The organism is Amycolatopsis decaplanina DSM 44594 (assembly GCF_000342005.1).
Taxonomy (GTDB): domain Bacteria; phylum Actinomycetota; class Actinomycetes; order Mycobacteriales; family Pseudonocardiaceae; genus Amycolatopsis; species Amycolatopsis decaplanina.
In genome coordinates this window covers 16,748-32,349 of sequence record NZ_AOHO01000083.1, presented here as the reverse complement: position 1 = coordinate 32,349, position 15,602 = coordinate 16,748, and the positions used below count along the sequence as shown (strand labels likewise).

15 protein-coding genes and 1 other RNA gene are annotated in these 15,602 nt (G+C 68.7%); 2 read left to right on the top strand and 14 right to left on the bottom strand.

The genetic code is table 11. The annotated features are described in order from the left end of the window. Positions 1-111 precede the first annotated feature (111 nt). The 14 genes from H074_RS37610 to H074_RS37545 form a co-directional block, all read right to left on the bottom strand. Positions 112-309: a hypothetical protein gene (locus H074_RS37610; RefSeq protein WP_007035345.1), complete on the bottom strand. Its 198-nt coding sequence runs from the start codon at positions 307-309 to the stop codon at positions 112-114. A 34-nt stretch (positions 310-343) separates the two neighbouring features. Continuing rightward, positions 344-1,483, bottom strand: a complete 1,140-nt coding sequence (locus tag H074_RS37605; protein ID WP_235096986.1) for a hypothetical protein — start codon at positions 1,481-1,483, stop codon at positions 344-346. Between the two features lie 93 nt (positions 1,484-1,576). After that, the gene (locus tag H074_RS37600) at positions 1,577-2,575 is read right to left on the bottom strand and encodes a C40 family peptidase (protein ID WP_007035343.1); all 999 of its coding nucleotides are present in this window, start codon (positions 2,573-2,575) and stop codon (positions 1,577-1,579) included. Positions 2,576-2,579: 4 nt separating this feature from the next. Beyond that, complete coding sequence (locus H074_RS37595) at positions 2,580-3,176, bottom strand: hypothetical protein (RefSeq protein WP_007035342.1); 597 nt, start codon at positions 3,174-3,176, stop codon at positions 2,580-2,582. Between the two features lie 3 nt (positions 3,177-3,179). Continuing rightward, positions 3,180-5,345 (bottom strand): hypothetical protein, encoded by a 2,166-nt coding sequence (locus tag H074_RS37590; protein ID WP_007035341.1) that lies wholly within the window; start codon positions 5,343-5,345, stop codon positions 3,180-3,182. After that, positions 5,342-8,308 carry an ATP-binding protein gene (locus tag H074_RS37585; RefSeq protein WP_039924514.1) on the bottom strand — a complete coding sequence of 989 codons (2,967 nt, stop codon included), beginning with the start codon at positions 8,306-8,308 and terminating at the stop codon, positions 5,342-5,344. Before H074_RS37585 ends, H074_RS37590 begins: the two co-directional genes overlap by 4 nt. Before the next feature lie 3 nt (positions 8,309-8,311). Beyond that, on the bottom strand, positions 8,312-8,788 hold the full coding sequence (locus H074_RS39870; protein WP_076153445.1) for a hypothetical protein: 477 nt from the start codon (positions 8,786-8,788) through the stop codon (positions 8,312-8,314). Between the two features lie 9 nt (positions 8,789-8,797). Further along, positions 8,798-9,064: a hypothetical protein gene (locus H074_RS37575; RefSeq protein WP_007035338.1), complete on the bottom strand. Its 267-nt coding sequence runs from the start codon at positions 9,062-9,064 to the stop codon at positions 8,798-8,800. Positions 9,065-9,507: 443 nt separating this feature from the next. Next, the gene (locus H074_RS37570; protein ID WP_007035337.1) at positions 9,508-10,371 is read right to left on the bottom strand and encodes an SCO6745 family protein; all 864 of its coding nucleotides are present in this window, start codon (positions 10,369-10,371) and stop codon (positions 9,508-9,510) included. 411 nt (positions 10,372-10,782) lie between these two features. Next, positions 10,783-11,172, bottom strand: an RNA gene (gene rnpB, locus H074_RS38930) — RNase P RNA component class A. Between the two features lie 14 nt (positions 11,173-11,186). Further along, positions 11,187-11,747, bottom strand: coding sequence for a COG4315 family predicted lipoprotein (locus H074_RS37560; RefSeq protein WP_235096985.1), 561 nt, complete (start codon positions 11,745-11,747; stop codon positions 11,187-11,189). Beyond that, positions 11,668-12,951: an NAD(P)/FAD-dependent oxidoreductase gene (locus H074_RS37555; RefSeq protein WP_007035334.1), complete on the bottom strand. Its 1,284-nt coding sequence runs from the start codon at positions 12,949-12,951 to the stop codon at positions 11,668-11,670. Before H074_RS37555 ends, H074_RS37560 begins: the two co-directional genes overlap by 80 nt. Next, on the bottom strand, positions 12,948-13,757 hold the full coding sequence (locus H074_RS37550; RefSeq protein WP_007035333.1) for a ferredoxin: 810 nt from the start codon (positions 13,755-13,757) through the stop codon (positions 12,948-12,950). Before H074_RS37550 ends, H074_RS37555 begins: the two co-directional genes overlap by 4 nt. Then, the gene (locus H074_RS37545; RefSeq protein WP_007035332.1) at positions 13,754-14,404 is read right to left on the bottom strand and encodes a DUF4142 domain-containing protein; all 651 of its coding nucleotides are present in this window, start codon (positions 14,402-14,404) and stop codon (positions 13,754-13,756) included. The genes H074_RS37550 and H074_RS37545 overlap by 4 nt, the downstream gene beginning before the upstream one ends. A gap of 245 nt (positions 14,405-14,649) precedes the next feature. On the opposite strand from H074_RS37545, the gene H074_RS37540 reads away from it, so the two are divergent. Further along, entirely contained in the window at positions 14,650-15,204 is a 555-nt protein-coding gene (locus H074_RS37540) for a sigma-70 family RNA polymerase sigma factor (protein WP_039924512.1), read from the top strand. 11 nt (positions 15,205-15,215) lie between these two features. Further along, positions 15,216-15,575, top strand: coding sequence for a zf-HC2 domain-containing protein (locus H074_RS37535; protein ID WP_235096984.1), 360 nt, complete (start codon positions 15,216-15,218; stop codon positions 15,573-15,575). The last annotated feature ends 27 nt before the right edge of the window (positions 15,576-15,602 follow it).

Here is a 15,602-nt window from a genome sequence, read left to right as displayed (position 1 = left end):
ACTATGATGACCAGGCGCCTGACCCGCCACTAAGCGCGCCAGGACCACCCAGTCAGGTTCCAAGACACGCTCTAAGGACGGTTCTAACCGTCCTTACCACTCACGAGGAGCTCAGTCGCCGTTCCACTTGGCGTCTTCGGCGTCGGCCTGCTTCGTGCGTTCCTTGGCGATCTCCAGGGCGCGCCTGGCCGTCGCCTCATCCGGGTACGGCCCGAGGAGGTCGATGCTCCGGCCTCGTTCCAGGTGCTCGACCTGGTTCGTCTTGGTGTTGAAGTACCAGCCCTGATCCGGGTTCGGGTCGCTCGACATACGTCAAGCCTGACATCACCCGGACGTCCTGTCATCACTTGCGATAGCGGTAGGGGATCTCCGTGGGATCGCCGGTCGGCCCGAACTCGCCGCCCTCGGGCTGGTCCACCTTCGAGCTTTCCGGCACGTTCTCGGCGAGTTCGTCGAACCAGCCGCGGTGCATCGGAACGCCACGCGGCGGGGTCACGGCTTCCGGCGCGACAGGGACGCCCTGCGGCGGCGAAGCGGGCGACACCGGCTGCGGCAGGGGGCCCGAAGGCGGCCCGATCACCGGAGGTGCGGGTGGCGGCATCGCGGCCGACGGCGGAGTCGTGGCAGGTGGGCTCACCGGTGGCTCCGGCTCGGCCTGGGGTGGCGTGACCGACTGCGCTTCCGGCGTGGCCGGAGGCGCGCTCACCGGCGGAGGCGGCGTCTGGTTCGCGGCGGGCTGCCGCGTCTGACTCGGCTGAGGCAGCGGCGGCTGCACCTGCGGCGCAGCAGGTGAAGGTGCCTGAGGCGCAGGCATTTGAGGTGCTGGAGCTTGAGGCGCCGCGTGAGTGCCCGGGAACGGCGACACGGGCGGCCCGAAGGGCGGCGCGACCGTGCGCCACACCGGAGCCGGCCCGATGTTCATCGGTGCCGGGGCGCGCGGCGGCTGCCCGGTCGTGGGCGGCGCGGCCTGCGAAGGCGGCGCGGGCGCCTGACGCTGCGAGGGCTTCGGGATCGGGTCGAGGCACGAGACGAGCACCGTGGTGTTCGCCGGATCTTCGACCTTCCGGCCGCTGCGCTCGCGATAGATCATCTCGCCTTCGGTGTCCATCTCGACCAGGTAGCCGGCCTCCGCCAGCTGCTCCTCGTCGAGATCGACGAGCTTTTCGTAGCGCGACGGGACGACCCGGTAGATCGGCCAGGCGAGACGGGCGTTCTCCTGATGGAACTGGGCCAGCAGGGCGGCCATCTGCTGCTGCCACGGCAGCGACATCCCCTCGGCCAGTGAACGCGGCAACACGACGTAACCGGGGTCGACGCCCGGAAAGCCCTGGTTCAGCTGGTCGGCCAGCGGGGTGCTCGACGCCGGCCGTGCCGCCTGCCGCGCGGGCTGTGCGGTACCGAAAAGATCCCGGGGATCGGCCTCTGGGCCGCCTCCCGCCGCGGGCTTGCCTCGCCTTCCGAATTTCCGTGCCACGTTCTTCATCCTCTGCCAGTGTGCGGCCGCGTGCCGGTGGACAGGCCGCCACTTCGGGTGAATCCGATGGTCCCGCGATCGCGATACCACGCTCTCGCCATGCTAAACGCCAGGACGGACCGCCTGCGCGACCACTTCGGCCTCGTCGAAGGAGAAGTCGCGGATGTGCACCGGCACCCCGCTCTGCTGCGCCTCGACGACCTTGCCCTCACCCAGGTACATCATCACGTGGTGGATGGTCGCCGGGTTCGACGGCACGGTGGCGAGGAACAGCAGGTCACCCGGCTGCGCCTGACGGACGGGCAGCATCGCGCCCGCCTTGTACTGGTCCCGGGAGACCCGCGGCAGGATGATCCCGGCCGACTCGTAGGCCCGCAGCATCAGCCCGGAACAGTCGTAGCTGTTCGGTCCGGTGGCGCCCCAGATGTACGGCTTGCCCTGCTCGCCGAGCGCGAACTTGATGGCCTGGGCCGCCGCCTGGCTCGGCGGCACGACACTGCCGACGCTCGTACCGCAGCCGACGACGTCGACGATCTGGCCCTCGTTCTGCACGAGGAGGGCCGCCATCGGCTCCCAGTTGTGATACCGGTCGGGGAAGCCGGAGCGCTCCACGCGCTGCGCGGCGTCACCGGGACGCATGTTCTCCCAGTCCGGCACCGCGAGCAGCACGTCGAAGAACTTGTTGACCTGATACGGCGGGTCGGTGACCTGCGCGACGGTGCCCCAGCCCATCGACGGCCGCATCTGGAAGATGCCGAGCGAGTCGCGGTCGCCGTAGGTCAGGTTCCGCAGCTTGGACTCGGTCATCCCGGCCTGGATCGCCACCTGCCACGCGCGCGGGGACAGCGTCCGCTGCTTGCCGATCGAGATGATCAGCGCGACGATCCCCTTCTGTTCTTCGTCGAGTTTGTTGATGTCCGAAGAACCGCGATCGGTCTGGCCGGGCAGGGTCGGCCCGATCGACGCGTCACAGGAGGTCTTGACGATCCCGCCCGCCTGGGCCTCCGCGTGGTCGGTCACCACCTTGGTGACCGTGCTCGTGGTGACCACCGCGGCGAAGACCGCGGCGATCAGCACGCCGACGATGATCCCGATCTTCATCGGGTCAGCCCGCTTGAGTGAACTTGGTGACCCGCCATCCCGGGTTCGTCTTGACGACGGTCACCCGGACCTTGGGCCCGTCCGTCGGGACGTCGACGTCCATCGACCCGGTGACCGAGGACGCGACCTGCGGCTCCCCGGAAACCCTGGTCGCGGTGATGTTCGCGGGATCCACCGTCTTCAGATCCGTGGACCAGTACTCCTCGGTGGTGTACGGCCGCAATCCGTTCAGCCACTGCTCGGTCGTCGTACCGTCCGGATGGTTCGCCCATGCCGTCACCCACTCCTTGGCGACTCGCACACCGTCCTGGTCAGGTGGCGCGGAAGACGGCGGCGGCTGGGTGGTGAGCCTCGGCGGCAAGGTCGACGTCACGGTCACCGGCGCCGCGACGCCGGAACGGGAAGTGGCTGTCGCCGAAGCACCCGGGCCGCCTGCCGTCTGTCCCGGTTTTCCGATGGCCTTGGGCAGCATGATGCCCAGCGCGGTGAGCAGCACCGCGAGGATCACCAGCGTGCCGATGAGATGGCGGGGCGAGCGCAGCGGCCAGCCCCACAGTCTGCGGTAGACCGCGGTGCGCCCGCGGTTGGTCCGGATCGGCATGGGTCACCGGCCCACTGCGTGGTCTGTGTCGCGGACTTCCTCGCGGACCTCGAGCCCGCGCGACGGCCGGTACAGCACGAAGACCGGCTTGCCCGCGACGACTTCGGGATCGACGCGGCGAGGACGCGGTGTCGACGGCCCCGCCTGCACCGGCACGGCGCCCGAGTAGTCGGGAGTGGTGTAACCGCCACCCGCGGAATTCATCCGCGACGGCACCACGACCGGCTCGGGTTCGTCGCTCCAGCGCCGGTCGGCGACCGGCGAGGTGTCGACCCGGCGGCTCGGTACCTGGATCGGGCTCCGCCCGCCCGAGGTGAACATGGAATCGCCGGGACTACCCGCTGACGGGTTGTACTGGCCGAACACGGGAACGCCTCCGCCGCCACCGGCAGGCAGCGCGGGCAGGCCGCCGCCACCGCCGACGGCACCCGGCCACGGCGCTCCGGACCAGGCCGCCGCGGGGCGGATCGCGCCGGAGCCGTTGTCGAGCCGCTGGGAGCTGGCGAAGATCGTCGCCTCCGGCCGGAAGCGCCCGCCGCCGATCGTCGCGCCCACGGGACCGCGGAGGTCGCCGTCGACGACGTCGTCGGTGTCGCGGACGTTCTGCCAGAACGCGTCCTGCGGGGTCGGTTCGTTGTTCTTCCTGCGGAAGCGGGAGAAGAGCCCGCCGCGTGGCGAAGGCATCGCGCCGCCGACCATGCCGACGGACATCTCGACCATCTGCCACAGCCGCCGCACGGGACGGCCGACCATGAACAGCAGCACGGTGATGATGGCGGCCAGAACCATCTTCGTCAGCAAGGAAAGCGAGTTCCCCGCGGTGAAGATCGCTTCCAGGAGGAGGGTGTGCACGCCCGCCAGCACCGAGAGCACCATCAGGTTGAAGGCGACCGCGCCGACCACCTTCAGGATGCGCTGCATGATCTGGGGCTGGAGCAGCGCGATCAGGCCGATCAACGGAGCCGTCAGGACGAAGATCCTGATCAGCACCTGCGCGAGCAGTACCGTGGCCTTGGCCAGCAATTGGAACAGCGAGTAGAAGATGCCCTGGCCGAGAGAAAGGAAACCGGCGCCCACGCGGCTGCCGTCCTCACCGGTGAAGTACCCGGTCGCCGGGCCGAGTTTGGTGGAGATGTCCTTGAACGCCGCCTTCTTGGAGTCGACCAGCGTGGCGTCGGCGTCCCCGCCCTGCTGGATCTGACCCCACGTGAAGGCACGCGCGTCCAAAAGAGCCGGACCGTACTGGATCGCCTGCGGCGAGTCCGGGCTGCCGAACTCCCCGCGGAGCCAGTTGTCGTAGACGACCCGGCAATGCAGTTCGGTCGGGACCCGGTCCCACGGCTGGCGAGCCGCGACGGCCTCCGGAGTCGCCTGGCACGGTTGCGCCGTAGGCGGCTGAGGCTCGGACGGCGGCGGGGTCTTGGCCTCGTCGATGAACCCGGCCTGGATGTTGGTCGTGGTCTGCACGATCGCGTTGTCGATCGGATCGAGGAACCGCAGCAGCGCCAAGGAAGACGCGGCCAGCCAGACCGCGGCGAGCCCGTACAGCGCCCGTTTGCTGACCGCCGCGAGATCGCCACGCCAGATGTTGCGGAACAACATGATGGACATGATCAGCGCGGCCAGGCCGAACAACTGGGCGTAGATGTTGTTGTAGACCTTCTCGGCCCCGGCCTTGACGGCGTTGTACAGCGGGCTGAGCAGGCTGCCCTGCAACACGGTGTAGTGCAGTGAGTTCGTGGCACCGACGATGTTCTTGCCGATGTTGAACAGCTGGTTGCCCGCCCACGTGTCGATCGTGGAGTTGGGCGAGGTGATCCCGGCGAGCGGACCGCAGTCGGTTTCGAAGGTGTCCCAGACGTGTCCCGCGTACCCGTAGACGTTGTACGGGCTGCCGCCTTCACCGCGAGCCGTGGCGGGCGGGTCGAGCGCGCCGACCATGCCCGCGCCGGGCCGTTCCGGGTTCGGCGCCTCACCACAGGCCGCGGCCGACGCCGCCGGAGCGGTCGCCACGGCCTGCAGACCCAGGATCAGCATGACGACGAACATCGTCGCCCGTCGGCTGGGTCTGGTCTTGCCCGGCCGCGGCCCCTCTTTGAGACGGCGGCGCAGTGCGTGCCAGCCGGCGGCGAACGCGAGGACGAACGCCAGTGTGATCACCGTGTTCATGCGGCATCCCTGCCGGTGCCACCCTTACCGGCGCGCGCGTGCTCGCCTTGACCTCCGCTGGAGCCGTTGGAGCCGTTGTGTCCGTTTTGGACGGCGCCTTGGACTTCGCCCGTCTCCGCGGCCAGCGGGTCCGGGGCGCCCAGCATCTGCTCGTCGGTGAGGCCGACCTCGAGTTCGGCCGCGAGCTCGAGATCCTCTTCGAGCTCGAAGTCGTCCTCCGGCGGTGTCGGGACGTACTGCTTCTCCTCCGGGACCGCGAGTTCGTTGCCCGGCTTCGACGGCTTGGCGTCGGGCGAACCCGGCGTGGTGTCCATGACCCGGCGCAAGTGCTCCAGGTGCGGGCCGGAGAAGTCGACGCGGATCCGCTCCACGCCGCCGGCGCCGTCACCGAAGATGAACTGGCGGGGCTCGACGTCGCGCTGGAGATCGCGTTGCGAACCGGGACGGCGGCCCAGCGCCGCGACGACCTGTTCGTAACCGACGCCGACCGGGACCTTCAGCAGGCGCAGCGCGTCGGCCTGGGCGTCGTCGTCGTCGAGGCGGCCGACGAACACCGAGTCCAGCAGCGCCACGAAACCCTGGATCTTCAGGAAGTCCGCGGGGATCTGCGAGGACAGCAGCACCCGGACGTTCCACTTGCGCGAGTCACGCGCGAAGCGGTTCATCAGCACGCGACCGGTCGGGACCTCGGAGAGGAAGAACGCCTCGTCGATCCAGACGCCCTTGCGCAGTTCCTTCGGCTTCTCGTACACCGACCGCTGCGTCAGCCACGCGGCGAGGTTCAGCATCTCGACGCCGAGGGATTCCGCGTCCGTCCAGTACTCGCGCGGGACGCCGTCCTTGGGCAGGGTCAGCCCCGCCATGGTCAGCACGGTCATCCGGTCGTCGCGGGTCTCGGAGTACGGGTCCGCGTCGGTCTCCGGGATGAGCAGCGCCATCCGCTCGCGCATCTCGTCGAGGAAGTCCGCGACGACGACGGCGTGCTCGTGGTGTTCGCTGGAGTCCCGGCGCAGCGCGTCGATGACCTGGCCCGGGTCGGCGTCGAACCGGCCGCCGACCGCGCGGACGGCGCGCAGCAGCACGATCCGGGTCTGCGCCATCCGCGAGACCTCGTACGGCAGGACACCGGTGAGGACGTCGAGCACGAGACGGCGGCGCGTCGCACCCGCGAGGGCCTTCTCCCGCCGCCACGAACGCTCGGGGTCGTCTTCGTCCATGAAGTGCTCGATCTGCGGCTCGGCGACCACCCGGTACGGGTTGAGGATGCCGGGCTGCGCGTTGAGCAGGTTGATCGGCCGGGCGTACGGACGCAGCTCGGGCAAGTCGCAGAGGCGCGACAGCGGGCCCGACGGGTCGAGGATCGTCCAGTGCGCGCCCGCGCGGAGCGTCTTGTAGACGATGCCGCCGCCGAGGAACGACTTACCGCCACCAAGACCGGCGACCATCGCCGTCAGCCCGGAACCGTCGCGGATCTCCTGCGCCATCCACGGGTCCCACGCCACCGGGCGCCGGGTCGCGGTCACGGTCTCGCCGAGCAGGATGCCGCGGCGGTCGCCCACCTCGGCCGTCGCCGTCGGCACCGCCGAGGACGCCCACACGACCGAACCTCGGCGCATGTACGCCGCCGAGGCCAGCGGCTCGCCGGGGATGAACTCCCTGGCCAGCGCGTACTGGGCCTCGGGGTGCTCGACGGCGATCTTCGGCTTGTACAGGTCGAGAAGCTGCTGGGCCAGGCGCAGCGCGTCCCGCTCCGTCGGCCCGGACACCGCCAGCCGCCACCACGAACGGACCCGGGTGGCCAGCGCGGTGAAGCCCGACGTCATCTCGTCGTCGATCTCCAGCACCCGGCCCGCCTGGCGCGCCAGCGACTGCGGCGGCTCCAGTTCGTGCTCGTCGGTGTAGTGCTTGACCTGCGAACGCACCTTGTTCATCTGGCGCTGCAGCTCACCGGCGACCTCTTCGGGGCGCCGGACGTAGATCCGCGCGGACACCTCGACCGCGGCGGGCAGCCTGTCGGCGTGCTGGATCCACGGGTCGTCGACCTCGGGGATCTGCAGACCGTGCATCTGGCCGACGGTGAGGACGGCGAGATGCCGTGAGACCCCGGCGTTCGACCCGGTGCGGCCGCGGACGGTGACCGTCGGCGCGTACGGCTCGGCGTGGAAGTCCGCCGCGTCGGTGAAGCTGGCGAGATCCTCGGGCTCCCAGGCGGCGCCCGGGACCGCGGGCATGTTGCGCGGCGCGGGCAGGCCCAGCGAGCACGAGCGGTGCATCAGCCAGGACATCTCCTCGGCGTGCACCGGACGGCCTTCGAGTCCGGCTGAGCCGATCACCTGGTCGAGGTGCTCGACCTCGGAGTCGAGCGCGGCCAGTTCGGCGTCGACGGCCTCCGGCAGGATCTTGCGCAGCACCGGGGCGGCGCTCTCGACCGCGCGGTCGATCATCCGCCTGGTCTGCACCTGGACGCCGAGGTAGACCTCTTTTTCGGCCATCGAACGGCCCATCAGCTGCTGCTGCTCGCCGATGAGATAGTCGTCGAAGGACAGCGCGCCCTGGACGTCCTGGGGACGGCCGACGGCGTTGTGCACGTGGGCCTCGGCCCACATGCGGATCGGGTACGGCCGGTTGGTCACGCGCAGGTGCAGCCAGCGGCCCTGGAGCTCCGCGTATTGCCCGGCGATGGCCGCGATCAGGTCGCGGCGCTGCGAATCCGACCGGAACGACCAGCGCTGCGGGGCGAGCCGGTACCAGGCGTACACCTCATAACCGGTGCGTAACAGGTGCCCGTCGATGCTTCGCGCCGCGATCGACGGGGTATAGGTGGGTATCGCCGCCTCGCCGGGCAGCCGCCTCCCCTTGCCGGCCTTCTTGGGCTGCGCGGAGCGGACCTGCTGGGGTGGTTGCCAAGCCCCTTGCTGCAGGTCTCGATCACGTTTTCCTCGGCTTCCGCCGCGACCGAACAACGACTACCTCCCGGCCCGAGCCGCAGGGCGGCTCCGACGCGCTCGTGGTGTTCCCTGAGCTCCGGCGCCGCCGCCGTAGCCGTGGTGCTGGTACTGCCGTCTCCTGCGATGCTTCGGTAGCGGGCGGTTCGCCCTTACCCGGACGCGGGACGCGCTGGCCGCGCCACCCGTGCCCGTGGTCCGTTCTCTGGGTGTGTTGAGCTCTTTCGCCGCCATCGCGGCCACGGCGCCCAGCGGACGCTCGTGGCTGATCTTGGCCGTGATCAATCTGGTGATCACGATTGTGGCGACGAAGGCCCAGGCGGTCGAGAAGAACCCGAAGCTCCAGCCCGCCCACCGTTCGACGGTGAGCACGAGCAGGAAGACCGGGATACCGACGAGCCACGCGACGTAGCGGGCTCTCCAGGGAAAAGTCGCTTTCGGCGGGCCGAGCCACACGGCATCGACCCGGTAAACCTCGTCATCGGTGCGGATACGCAACGCGAGCCCTCAGCCTGTGAAGAGGCCGGCGATCCACTGGCCCACGTTGACTCCGGCACCGCTCACCGCGAGGCCGATGATCGCCAGCGCGATCACGACACCGGCGAGTCGGCGCATGACACCCGCGTTGTCCCCCTTGCCACCGCCGAGCCACAGCAGGAGAAGTGCGACGGCCAGCAGCACCAAGGGGATGATGTTGTCGATCAGCCAGGTGCGGACGTTGCCGGTGCCGAGCTCGCCGGCGGCCAGCGTGTCGAGGGTGGTCATGGTCATCATCGCATTACTCCCGGTGCGCGGAGAGGGGGTTCGCGCGGTTCTGGCTCGGTTGTGCTTCGAACATCATGGCGTCACGAGGCGTAGCGGTCAAAGCGCGCTCTGTAGATATCGTTTTGTCGACTGATCACAGAGCGAGGCGCAGCACCCCGACCATCCTCGGTCTCCATCATCGTTGCAAGGGTCGTCTGAATTAACCCCGGCCACCCGTATTTCGCAGTGTGCTGACGGCCTCACTCGCCTGCGAGGCATCTTGCTCACTGTGAGTACGGGCCAACCGAGGAGAATCCGGCCTCGACCAGTGTGACATGACTCGTTCGGTGGCTTCTCGCGAGTCCGCCGGGTGAGCACGCATTCGACAAAAAGCATGAGTGCCGATCAAGTGAAAGTCACGCTTCCGTTACCCAAAGCGAAAACGGGGACGGCATTTTCACTACCCAGCGTGATTATCGGCCCGTCGAGAACACATTCGCGGGAAAAGCGCCCGCTTCGGTGGCCTGGCGGCTCAACGGTCCGCACAGCTCGTGAAGCCGCTTGGTCTTCTCCTCACCGAGGTGCTCCCACGGCCCGGTCGACGCCGCGTTCGTGGCGACTTCGAGCCGTTCGCGAAGATCGTTCCCGGCCTCGGTCAAACCGCCCTCGGCGTCGAGGATGCCCTGCTCGCGGAGCTTGGCGACCGCGCCGTCCCACTGCTCGTCGCTCCAGCCGCGGGACGCCTTGGCCGCGGCGGGCAGGAAGCCCTTGCCTGTGGCGGTGTGCGTGACGAGAGCGGCGAGCCCATCGAGCCCGTTGGCGACGAGCGCGGCGATGTGGCCGTCACCGCGGTGCTCGCGCAACAGGGTGATGGCGTGCCACAGGACCAGGTGCGGCTCACTCGGCCAGTCGAGACCGGCGTGCCCGGCGTAGAGCGGACGGCCGTCGACCTGGCAACCGCCGGTCGCCTCGCGGGCGAGCTCGGCCGCCTCGGCGACCTTGTCCGAGTCCACGACGTCCTTGCCGAGCAGCCGGGTCAGCGTCGCGTCAACGGCTTCGAAACGGGCCTCGACGATCCTGTCGGGTGTGGCCAGCGTCCACGCGCGTGGGATGTAGCGGGCGACCAGCTCGGGGTTGAAGTTGTAGAAGGTCGCCGCGACCACGGCGGGACTCACCGCGCCCATCGGCGCCGCGCGGCCCGCGAAGTACGTCATGCGCCCCGGCCGGAGGCCCGCGCCGGTGAGCGCGGCTTCCGTCTCGGGCGCGAAGTAGGTAAGGGAATGCAGTACATCGAACGTCCCGCGGAACCGTCCCGCGACCCGACTCGCTTCGCCCATGGGAGCACCCTACCGGCAAGTAGACAGGGGCGCAGCGTCCGAAGGGGCGGTGGTAGGGCTGAGGCGGGAGCAAGGGACCTTTGCTATCACTTTCCCAGGTCGGGTGCAGGTAGGGCCTGGTCCGGGTGGTCGTGAGCGGTAAGTGACGTTCTAACGCGACTTACCACTCACGACCACCTGGACCCACCTCTCACCGCCGCCGGAGTCCGTGAAGGCCTCCTTCCTTACCCTCAAGGTAGGTAAGGAGGCCTTCACGGACCTACTGCTCATTCGGAAGTACATGAAGGCCCCCTTCCTTGCGCCTGGCGCAAGGAAGGGGGCCTTCATGTACTTGGGCCACATGGCCGCTGGTGCGGCTGTGAGGCGAGCGCGCACTCCCGCAGGCACGACCAGCCGTAAGAGAAAGAAGTACGGACGAGCCGGCGTGTAAGCCGGATCCTGTCCTCGCCTCGCCTTGCGGCTGAGCGAGTGGCGGCCATCCATCTAGGCCCGCCGTCGCCGACGGGCTCGAGCGGCCTACCCGCAGGCTCGGGCGGGCAGCCCTCGATCGCCTGCGCAGGAGCCTCGCGGCTCCCTCTTGGCCTTGCTCCGGGTGGGGTTTACCTAGCCGTCCTGGTCACCCAGGACGCTGGTGGTCTCTTACACCACCGTTTCACCCTTACCTCCGCGAACGGAGGCGGTCTGTTTTCTGTGGCACTGTCCCGCGGGTCGCCCCGGGTTGCCGTTAACAACCACCCTGCCCTGTGGAGTCCGGACTTTCCTCGAACCGGTTTCCCGGCTCGCGGCCGCCCCGCCGACTCGTCCGTCGGCGAATCCTACTGCACGGGTGCGGGCAGGCAGTTCAGGTTGCGCTGCCCGTCGGGTTCGACGACGAACCACACGTGGTCCGTGCCCTGTCCGGTCCATTCACCGGGCCGCGCGTTCGCGAACTTGTAGAGCGGCCAGCCCGCCAAAGTCACCTGTTCGGCGCCTTCGGGACGCTTGATGGTGTCGACGAGAGCCGGATCGATGCCGGTCACCAACGGCGTGCCGGTGGTCGTGACGGGGGTCCACACCACGGCGCACTCCCCGAGGCACGCCGAACGGGCCTTGTGCGGGTTGTCGCGTTCGTAGCGGAAGAGGACGGCGCCGGTTTCGTCGAGGACGACCTGCCCCATCCGGGTCATGTAGACGGCGGTGAGCCGCGTGCCGGGTGGGGCGTCCACCGGAGTGCTGGGGCGCGAAGTGTCGGACGCCGGTACCCGGGGGCCGGGCAGGGACTCGGTGACCGGGGCCCTCGCCGTCAGCGACGCGGGTTCAACCGCCTGCCACCACGCCGCGGCGCCTACGACGAGCGCCGCGATGACGACGAGCATGGTCAACCGCGATCGGCGCATCAGGCGTCTCCGTTTCTCCCGGGTGGCTGACGGGGTTCTGCTCCGCGATCTCGTTGGTCCAGTGGAGGACGGCGGACGGGCTGTCGAGGCCGACGACACCGACGAGACGCCCTTTGCGGACGAAGCCGGTGACGGGCCGCTCGCCACCGATGGGTGAAGCGAGCGCGACGGTGTCGGTGCCGAGCTTGGGGATGCCGCCCGCCTGGATCCGCATGCCGTGTTGTTCGGACCAGAACCGCGGCACCGGCGCGAACGGTCGCGAGGACTGTGGACCGGCGAGGAGGTTCTCCGCGGCCGCCCGGCCCATCTCGATGGCGTTGAGCCAGTGCTCGACCCGTCGCGGCGTCTCGTCGAAACGCAGGTTCGGCCACCGCGCGACGTCGCCGGCGGCGACGATGTTGTCCATCCCGAGCACATGACAGGTCGGTGAGCAGACGACGCCGTCGTCCAGCGGCAGCTTCGAACCACGCAGCCACGAGATCGACGGCACGGTCCCGACGGCCACGATGACGCACGACACGTCCAGGATCCAGCCGTCGGACGACCGCAGCCGCAAGCCGTTCGGCGTGGTCTGCCAGCTGTCGATGGACGCGCCGAGCGCCAGCCGCACCCCCCGCGACCGGTGCAGCGCCGAGAGCTTCTGTCCGATGTGCTTGCCGACGACCTCGCCGAGCAGATTCGCCGACCGGCCGATGATGGTGACCTCCCGGCCGATCTCGCGCAGGCTCGCGGCGACCTCGCAGCCGATGAACCCGCTGCCCAGCACCGCGACCGGTCCGTGGTCCGCGGCGAGGTTGTCCCGCAGTTCCGCCGCGTCGGCCAGCGTCCGGACGACGACCACGCGCGGATGTCCATGCGGCACACCGGAAAGACGCCGCGGTTCGACACCGCTGGCGATGACGAGCCCGTCGTAGGGCAGTTCCTCCGCCCCTGGCAGATGGACGATCTGACGGCCCGGTCGCAGATGTGTCGCCGGGGTCTTGGACCGCCATTCGGCGTCGATCTCGTCGGGCCGGGCGAGCATCATCTCCGCCGGACGGGTGGCGCCGGTCAGCAGTTGCTTGGACAACGCCGGCCGGTGATATGGCAACTCCGGTTCGTTGTCGACGATCACCAGTTCGCCGTCGAACCGCAGTTCCCGCAACCGTTCCGCGCACCGCAGCCCGGCAGGCCCGCCGCCGACCACGACGATCCGTTCGCTCATTGTCCCGCCCCTTGCAGTCGGATGGCGCGCATCGGACAGGCTCTGGCCGCGGCCTGCACCAGCGGAACCTGTTTGGCGCCGGGTTTCCGGAGATAACGCAGCCGGCCGTCGCGTGTGAGCTGGAAGACCTGCGGCGCTTCGGCCTGGCAAATGGCGTAACGGTGGCATTTCTTGCCGTCGACGGAGATCCGGACCGGTTCGGCCCGGCCGGTTTCCCCTTCGAGCAGCCCCAAGCGGACCAGCGCCCGCGGCGGGAGCACCCGGAGCAGGGTGAGGACGACGGCGGGGGTGAGCACGGTGATCCCGCCGAGCCAGACCGTGGCGAGATTCCCGTTCGCGGACGCGCCGAGCCAGGAGTGGATCGCCAGCAGGCCGACCGCGAAGTATCCGGCCTGATGGAACCGCTGCCCGCGGCGATTCGTCGCGCCCCGGCGCGAAGCGGCGGTGACCGAGACGGCGACGAACAGTTCCAGGCCGACGACGCCCGCCGCGTGCCGTGCGAACCCGCCACCCGCGAACGGGATCAGCAACGCGAACACGCCGAACGAGTCGTCGTCGAGGGAGAGATAGGACAGACCGTGGACGACGCCGGTGGCGAGACTGAACACCGCGAGTACGACGTGTCCGCCGCGCAACGCCTCGTGGCCGGTGACGCGCCTGATCCAGCCGGTGGCGCTCAGCACGCCCCACACCAGCGTCAGGCACATCGTCACGTAGGCGAACCGGGCCGAAAGGGCGGCGATGTCCCGCACCCCGCTGTCGTGCGGCGACGGGGCCGGGACGACCGCCAGGAGCGAGGCCGTCATGCCCGCCTGCCCGACGCGCCGAGAACCCGTACGAGTCCGAAGGTCGCTCCGCCGGCGATCCCCGCCATGAGCACGCCGAGCGTGATGGCGCCGCCGTCGAGTTCGTTGCCGCCGGAAGGAACGGCCATCAGCGAGGTGGTCTCGGCGATGCCGGTGCTTTCGAGCAGGGTCATGTGCCGCATGACGGTGTCGACGGCGGTCTGGGCGAAGGAACGCATCGCGTCGTCGCGGGTGGCGGCGCGGACGTGGGAGGCGAGACCGAAGATGCTCCCGTGCGCGGCGCGGGCACGATTGACGTAGAGACGGTCGAAGTCGGCACCGGCGGCGCCGGTGATCTCACCGGCCCAGGAGCGCTGTTCTTCGGTGGGCTCGCCGGGAAGTTCGACGCGGACCTTCGAAGCGAGTGCGCGGACCTGCGCGTCGAGACGGTCGTGGTCGTCGGCGAGTTTGCGGCCGACCTCCCGCACCCGCTGCCCGCTCCCGCGCTGTTCCGCTTGACGGCTCACCGGACCTTCCCACAAACCGGCTTGGCGTACTCTCACGAGCAGTTCCCGATCATGGGAGTCGATTTCCGCGAAGGCAAGGGTGGGCGTTCCCACCCATATCACCATGCAGGCGATCAGCACACCCGGCAGTCGATAGATCATTTCACCCGCCCCGTCCTCAAAGTGCCTCACTGGAAGTACGGCGAACCGGAGCGGCCGGTTCGATCTCCGCCGACACACCAGATGTGATGTGCGTCACGCGTCATATTTAGAACCGTTTCTCGCCGCCATACGTACCGGACGACTAATGGCGAATAGAGCACTACCGCACATAGCTCACGGCGATAGTCTGCGCTACGGTGTACGAACCTGTGAAATCCTCCACCGCTGGGGAGGTAGCGAACTTTATGGAAGCAGTGGGCAGAGAATGCCGGTTCGACGGGGACCGTCGGTCGAACGAACTTTCCGATGAGCTGATTTCGTTGCTGTACAAGGATTTCCGGGCAACACTTTTCAATCAGGTGATGCACCTGACCGGCCATGATCAGCAATGGACGGAGGACGTCGTCCAGGAAACATTGATCCGCGCCTGGCAGCATTCCGACACATTGAACCGTGAGCCGGGAATGCTGCGCGGCTGGCTGCTCACGGTCGCCAAGCGTATCGTGATCGACGGCTGGCGAAACCGGCGCGCACGCCCGCAGGAGGTGGAGCTGGACAGTTCCGAAAGCGCCGAAATAGCGGACCAGACCGAGCAGTCACTGTCCGCACTCGTCATTTCCGAAGCGCTACGCTATCTGGACAGCAAATACCAGGCTGTCATCTACGAGACCTATCTGACCGGACATACGGTCCGGGAGGCGGCGGTGATATTGGGAATCCCGGAGGGAACGGTCAAATCACGGCTGTACGCGGCCATGAGGACATTGCGACGGTCGTTAGGAGAGCTGGGTTCGCGATGAGGAAGCGAAAGGTGAAACACACCGATGTGGCGGCGTACGTACTCGGTGTGCTCGACCAAGCCGAGGCTTACGCCTTCGAAAAGCATTTGAAGGGCTGCGTGCGCTGCGGCCGCCAGGCCGCGGAGCTCACGCCGGTGGAGGACGCGCTGGCGAAGGCCGATCTGCGCTACCTGTCCCCCGTCGCCACGCGGCGTTGCGATCGGCTGTCGATGATCACGGCCAACCTCGTCGTGGTCTTCCTGGCGTGTGTCGTCGCGGCCTTGATGTCGTCACAACGGTCGTCCCGGCGGACCTCGTCGGATGCGGACATCTCGACCCGTGCTCCCCTCGACGACCAGCGATTACTCCCGTTACCGCTTACGTTCAAGTAGTCTGCCGCAAGCCGACACGAAGGTCTC

Coding starts and splice junctions, on each gene's coding strand:
- H074_RS37610 (WP_007035345.1), bottom strand. CDS start 309: ATGTCGAGCGACCCGAACCCGGATCAGGGCTGGTACTTCAACACCAAG.
- H074_RS37605 (WP_235096986.1), bottom strand. CDS start 1,483: ATGAAGAACGTGGCACGGAAATTCGGAAGGCGAGGCAAGCCCGCGGCG.
- H074_RS37600 (WP_007035343.1), bottom strand. CDS start 2,575: ATGAAGATCGGGATCATCGTCGGCGTGCTGATCGCCGCGGTCTTCGCC.
- H074_RS37595 (WP_007035342.1), bottom strand. CDS start 3,176: ATGCCGATCCGGACCAACCGCGGGCGCACCGCGGTCTACCGCAGACTG.
- H074_RS37590 (WP_007035341.1), bottom strand. CDS start 5,345: ATGAACACGGTGATCACACTGGCGTTCGTCCTCGCGTTCGCCGCCGGC.
- H074_RS37575 (WP_007035338.1), bottom strand. CDS start 9,064: ATGATGACCATGACCACCCTCGACACGCTGGCCGCCGGCGAGCTCGGC.
- H074_RS37570 (WP_007035337.1), bottom strand. CDS start 10,371: ATGGGCGAAGCGAGTCGGGTCGCGGGACGGTTCCGCGGGACGTTCGAT.
- H074_RS37560 (WP_235096985.1), bottom strand. CDS start 11,747: ATGCGCCGATCGCGGTTGACCATGCTCGTCGTCATCGCGGCGCTCGTC.
- H074_RS37555 (WP_007035334.1), bottom strand. CDS start 12,951: ATGAGCGAACGGATCGTCGTGGTCGGCGGCGGGCCTGCCGGGCTGCGG.
- H074_RS37550 (WP_007035333.1), bottom strand. CDS start 13,757: ATGACGGCCTCGCTCCTGGCGGTCGTCCCGGCCCCGTCGCCGCACGAC.
- H074_RS37545 (WP_007035332.1), bottom strand. CDS start 14,404: ATGATCTATCGACTGCCGGGTGTGCTGATCGCCTGCATGGTGATATGG.
- H074_RS37540 (WP_039924512.1), top strand. CDS start 14,650: ATGGAAGCAGTGGGCAGAGAATGCCGGTTCGACGGGGACCGTCGGTCG.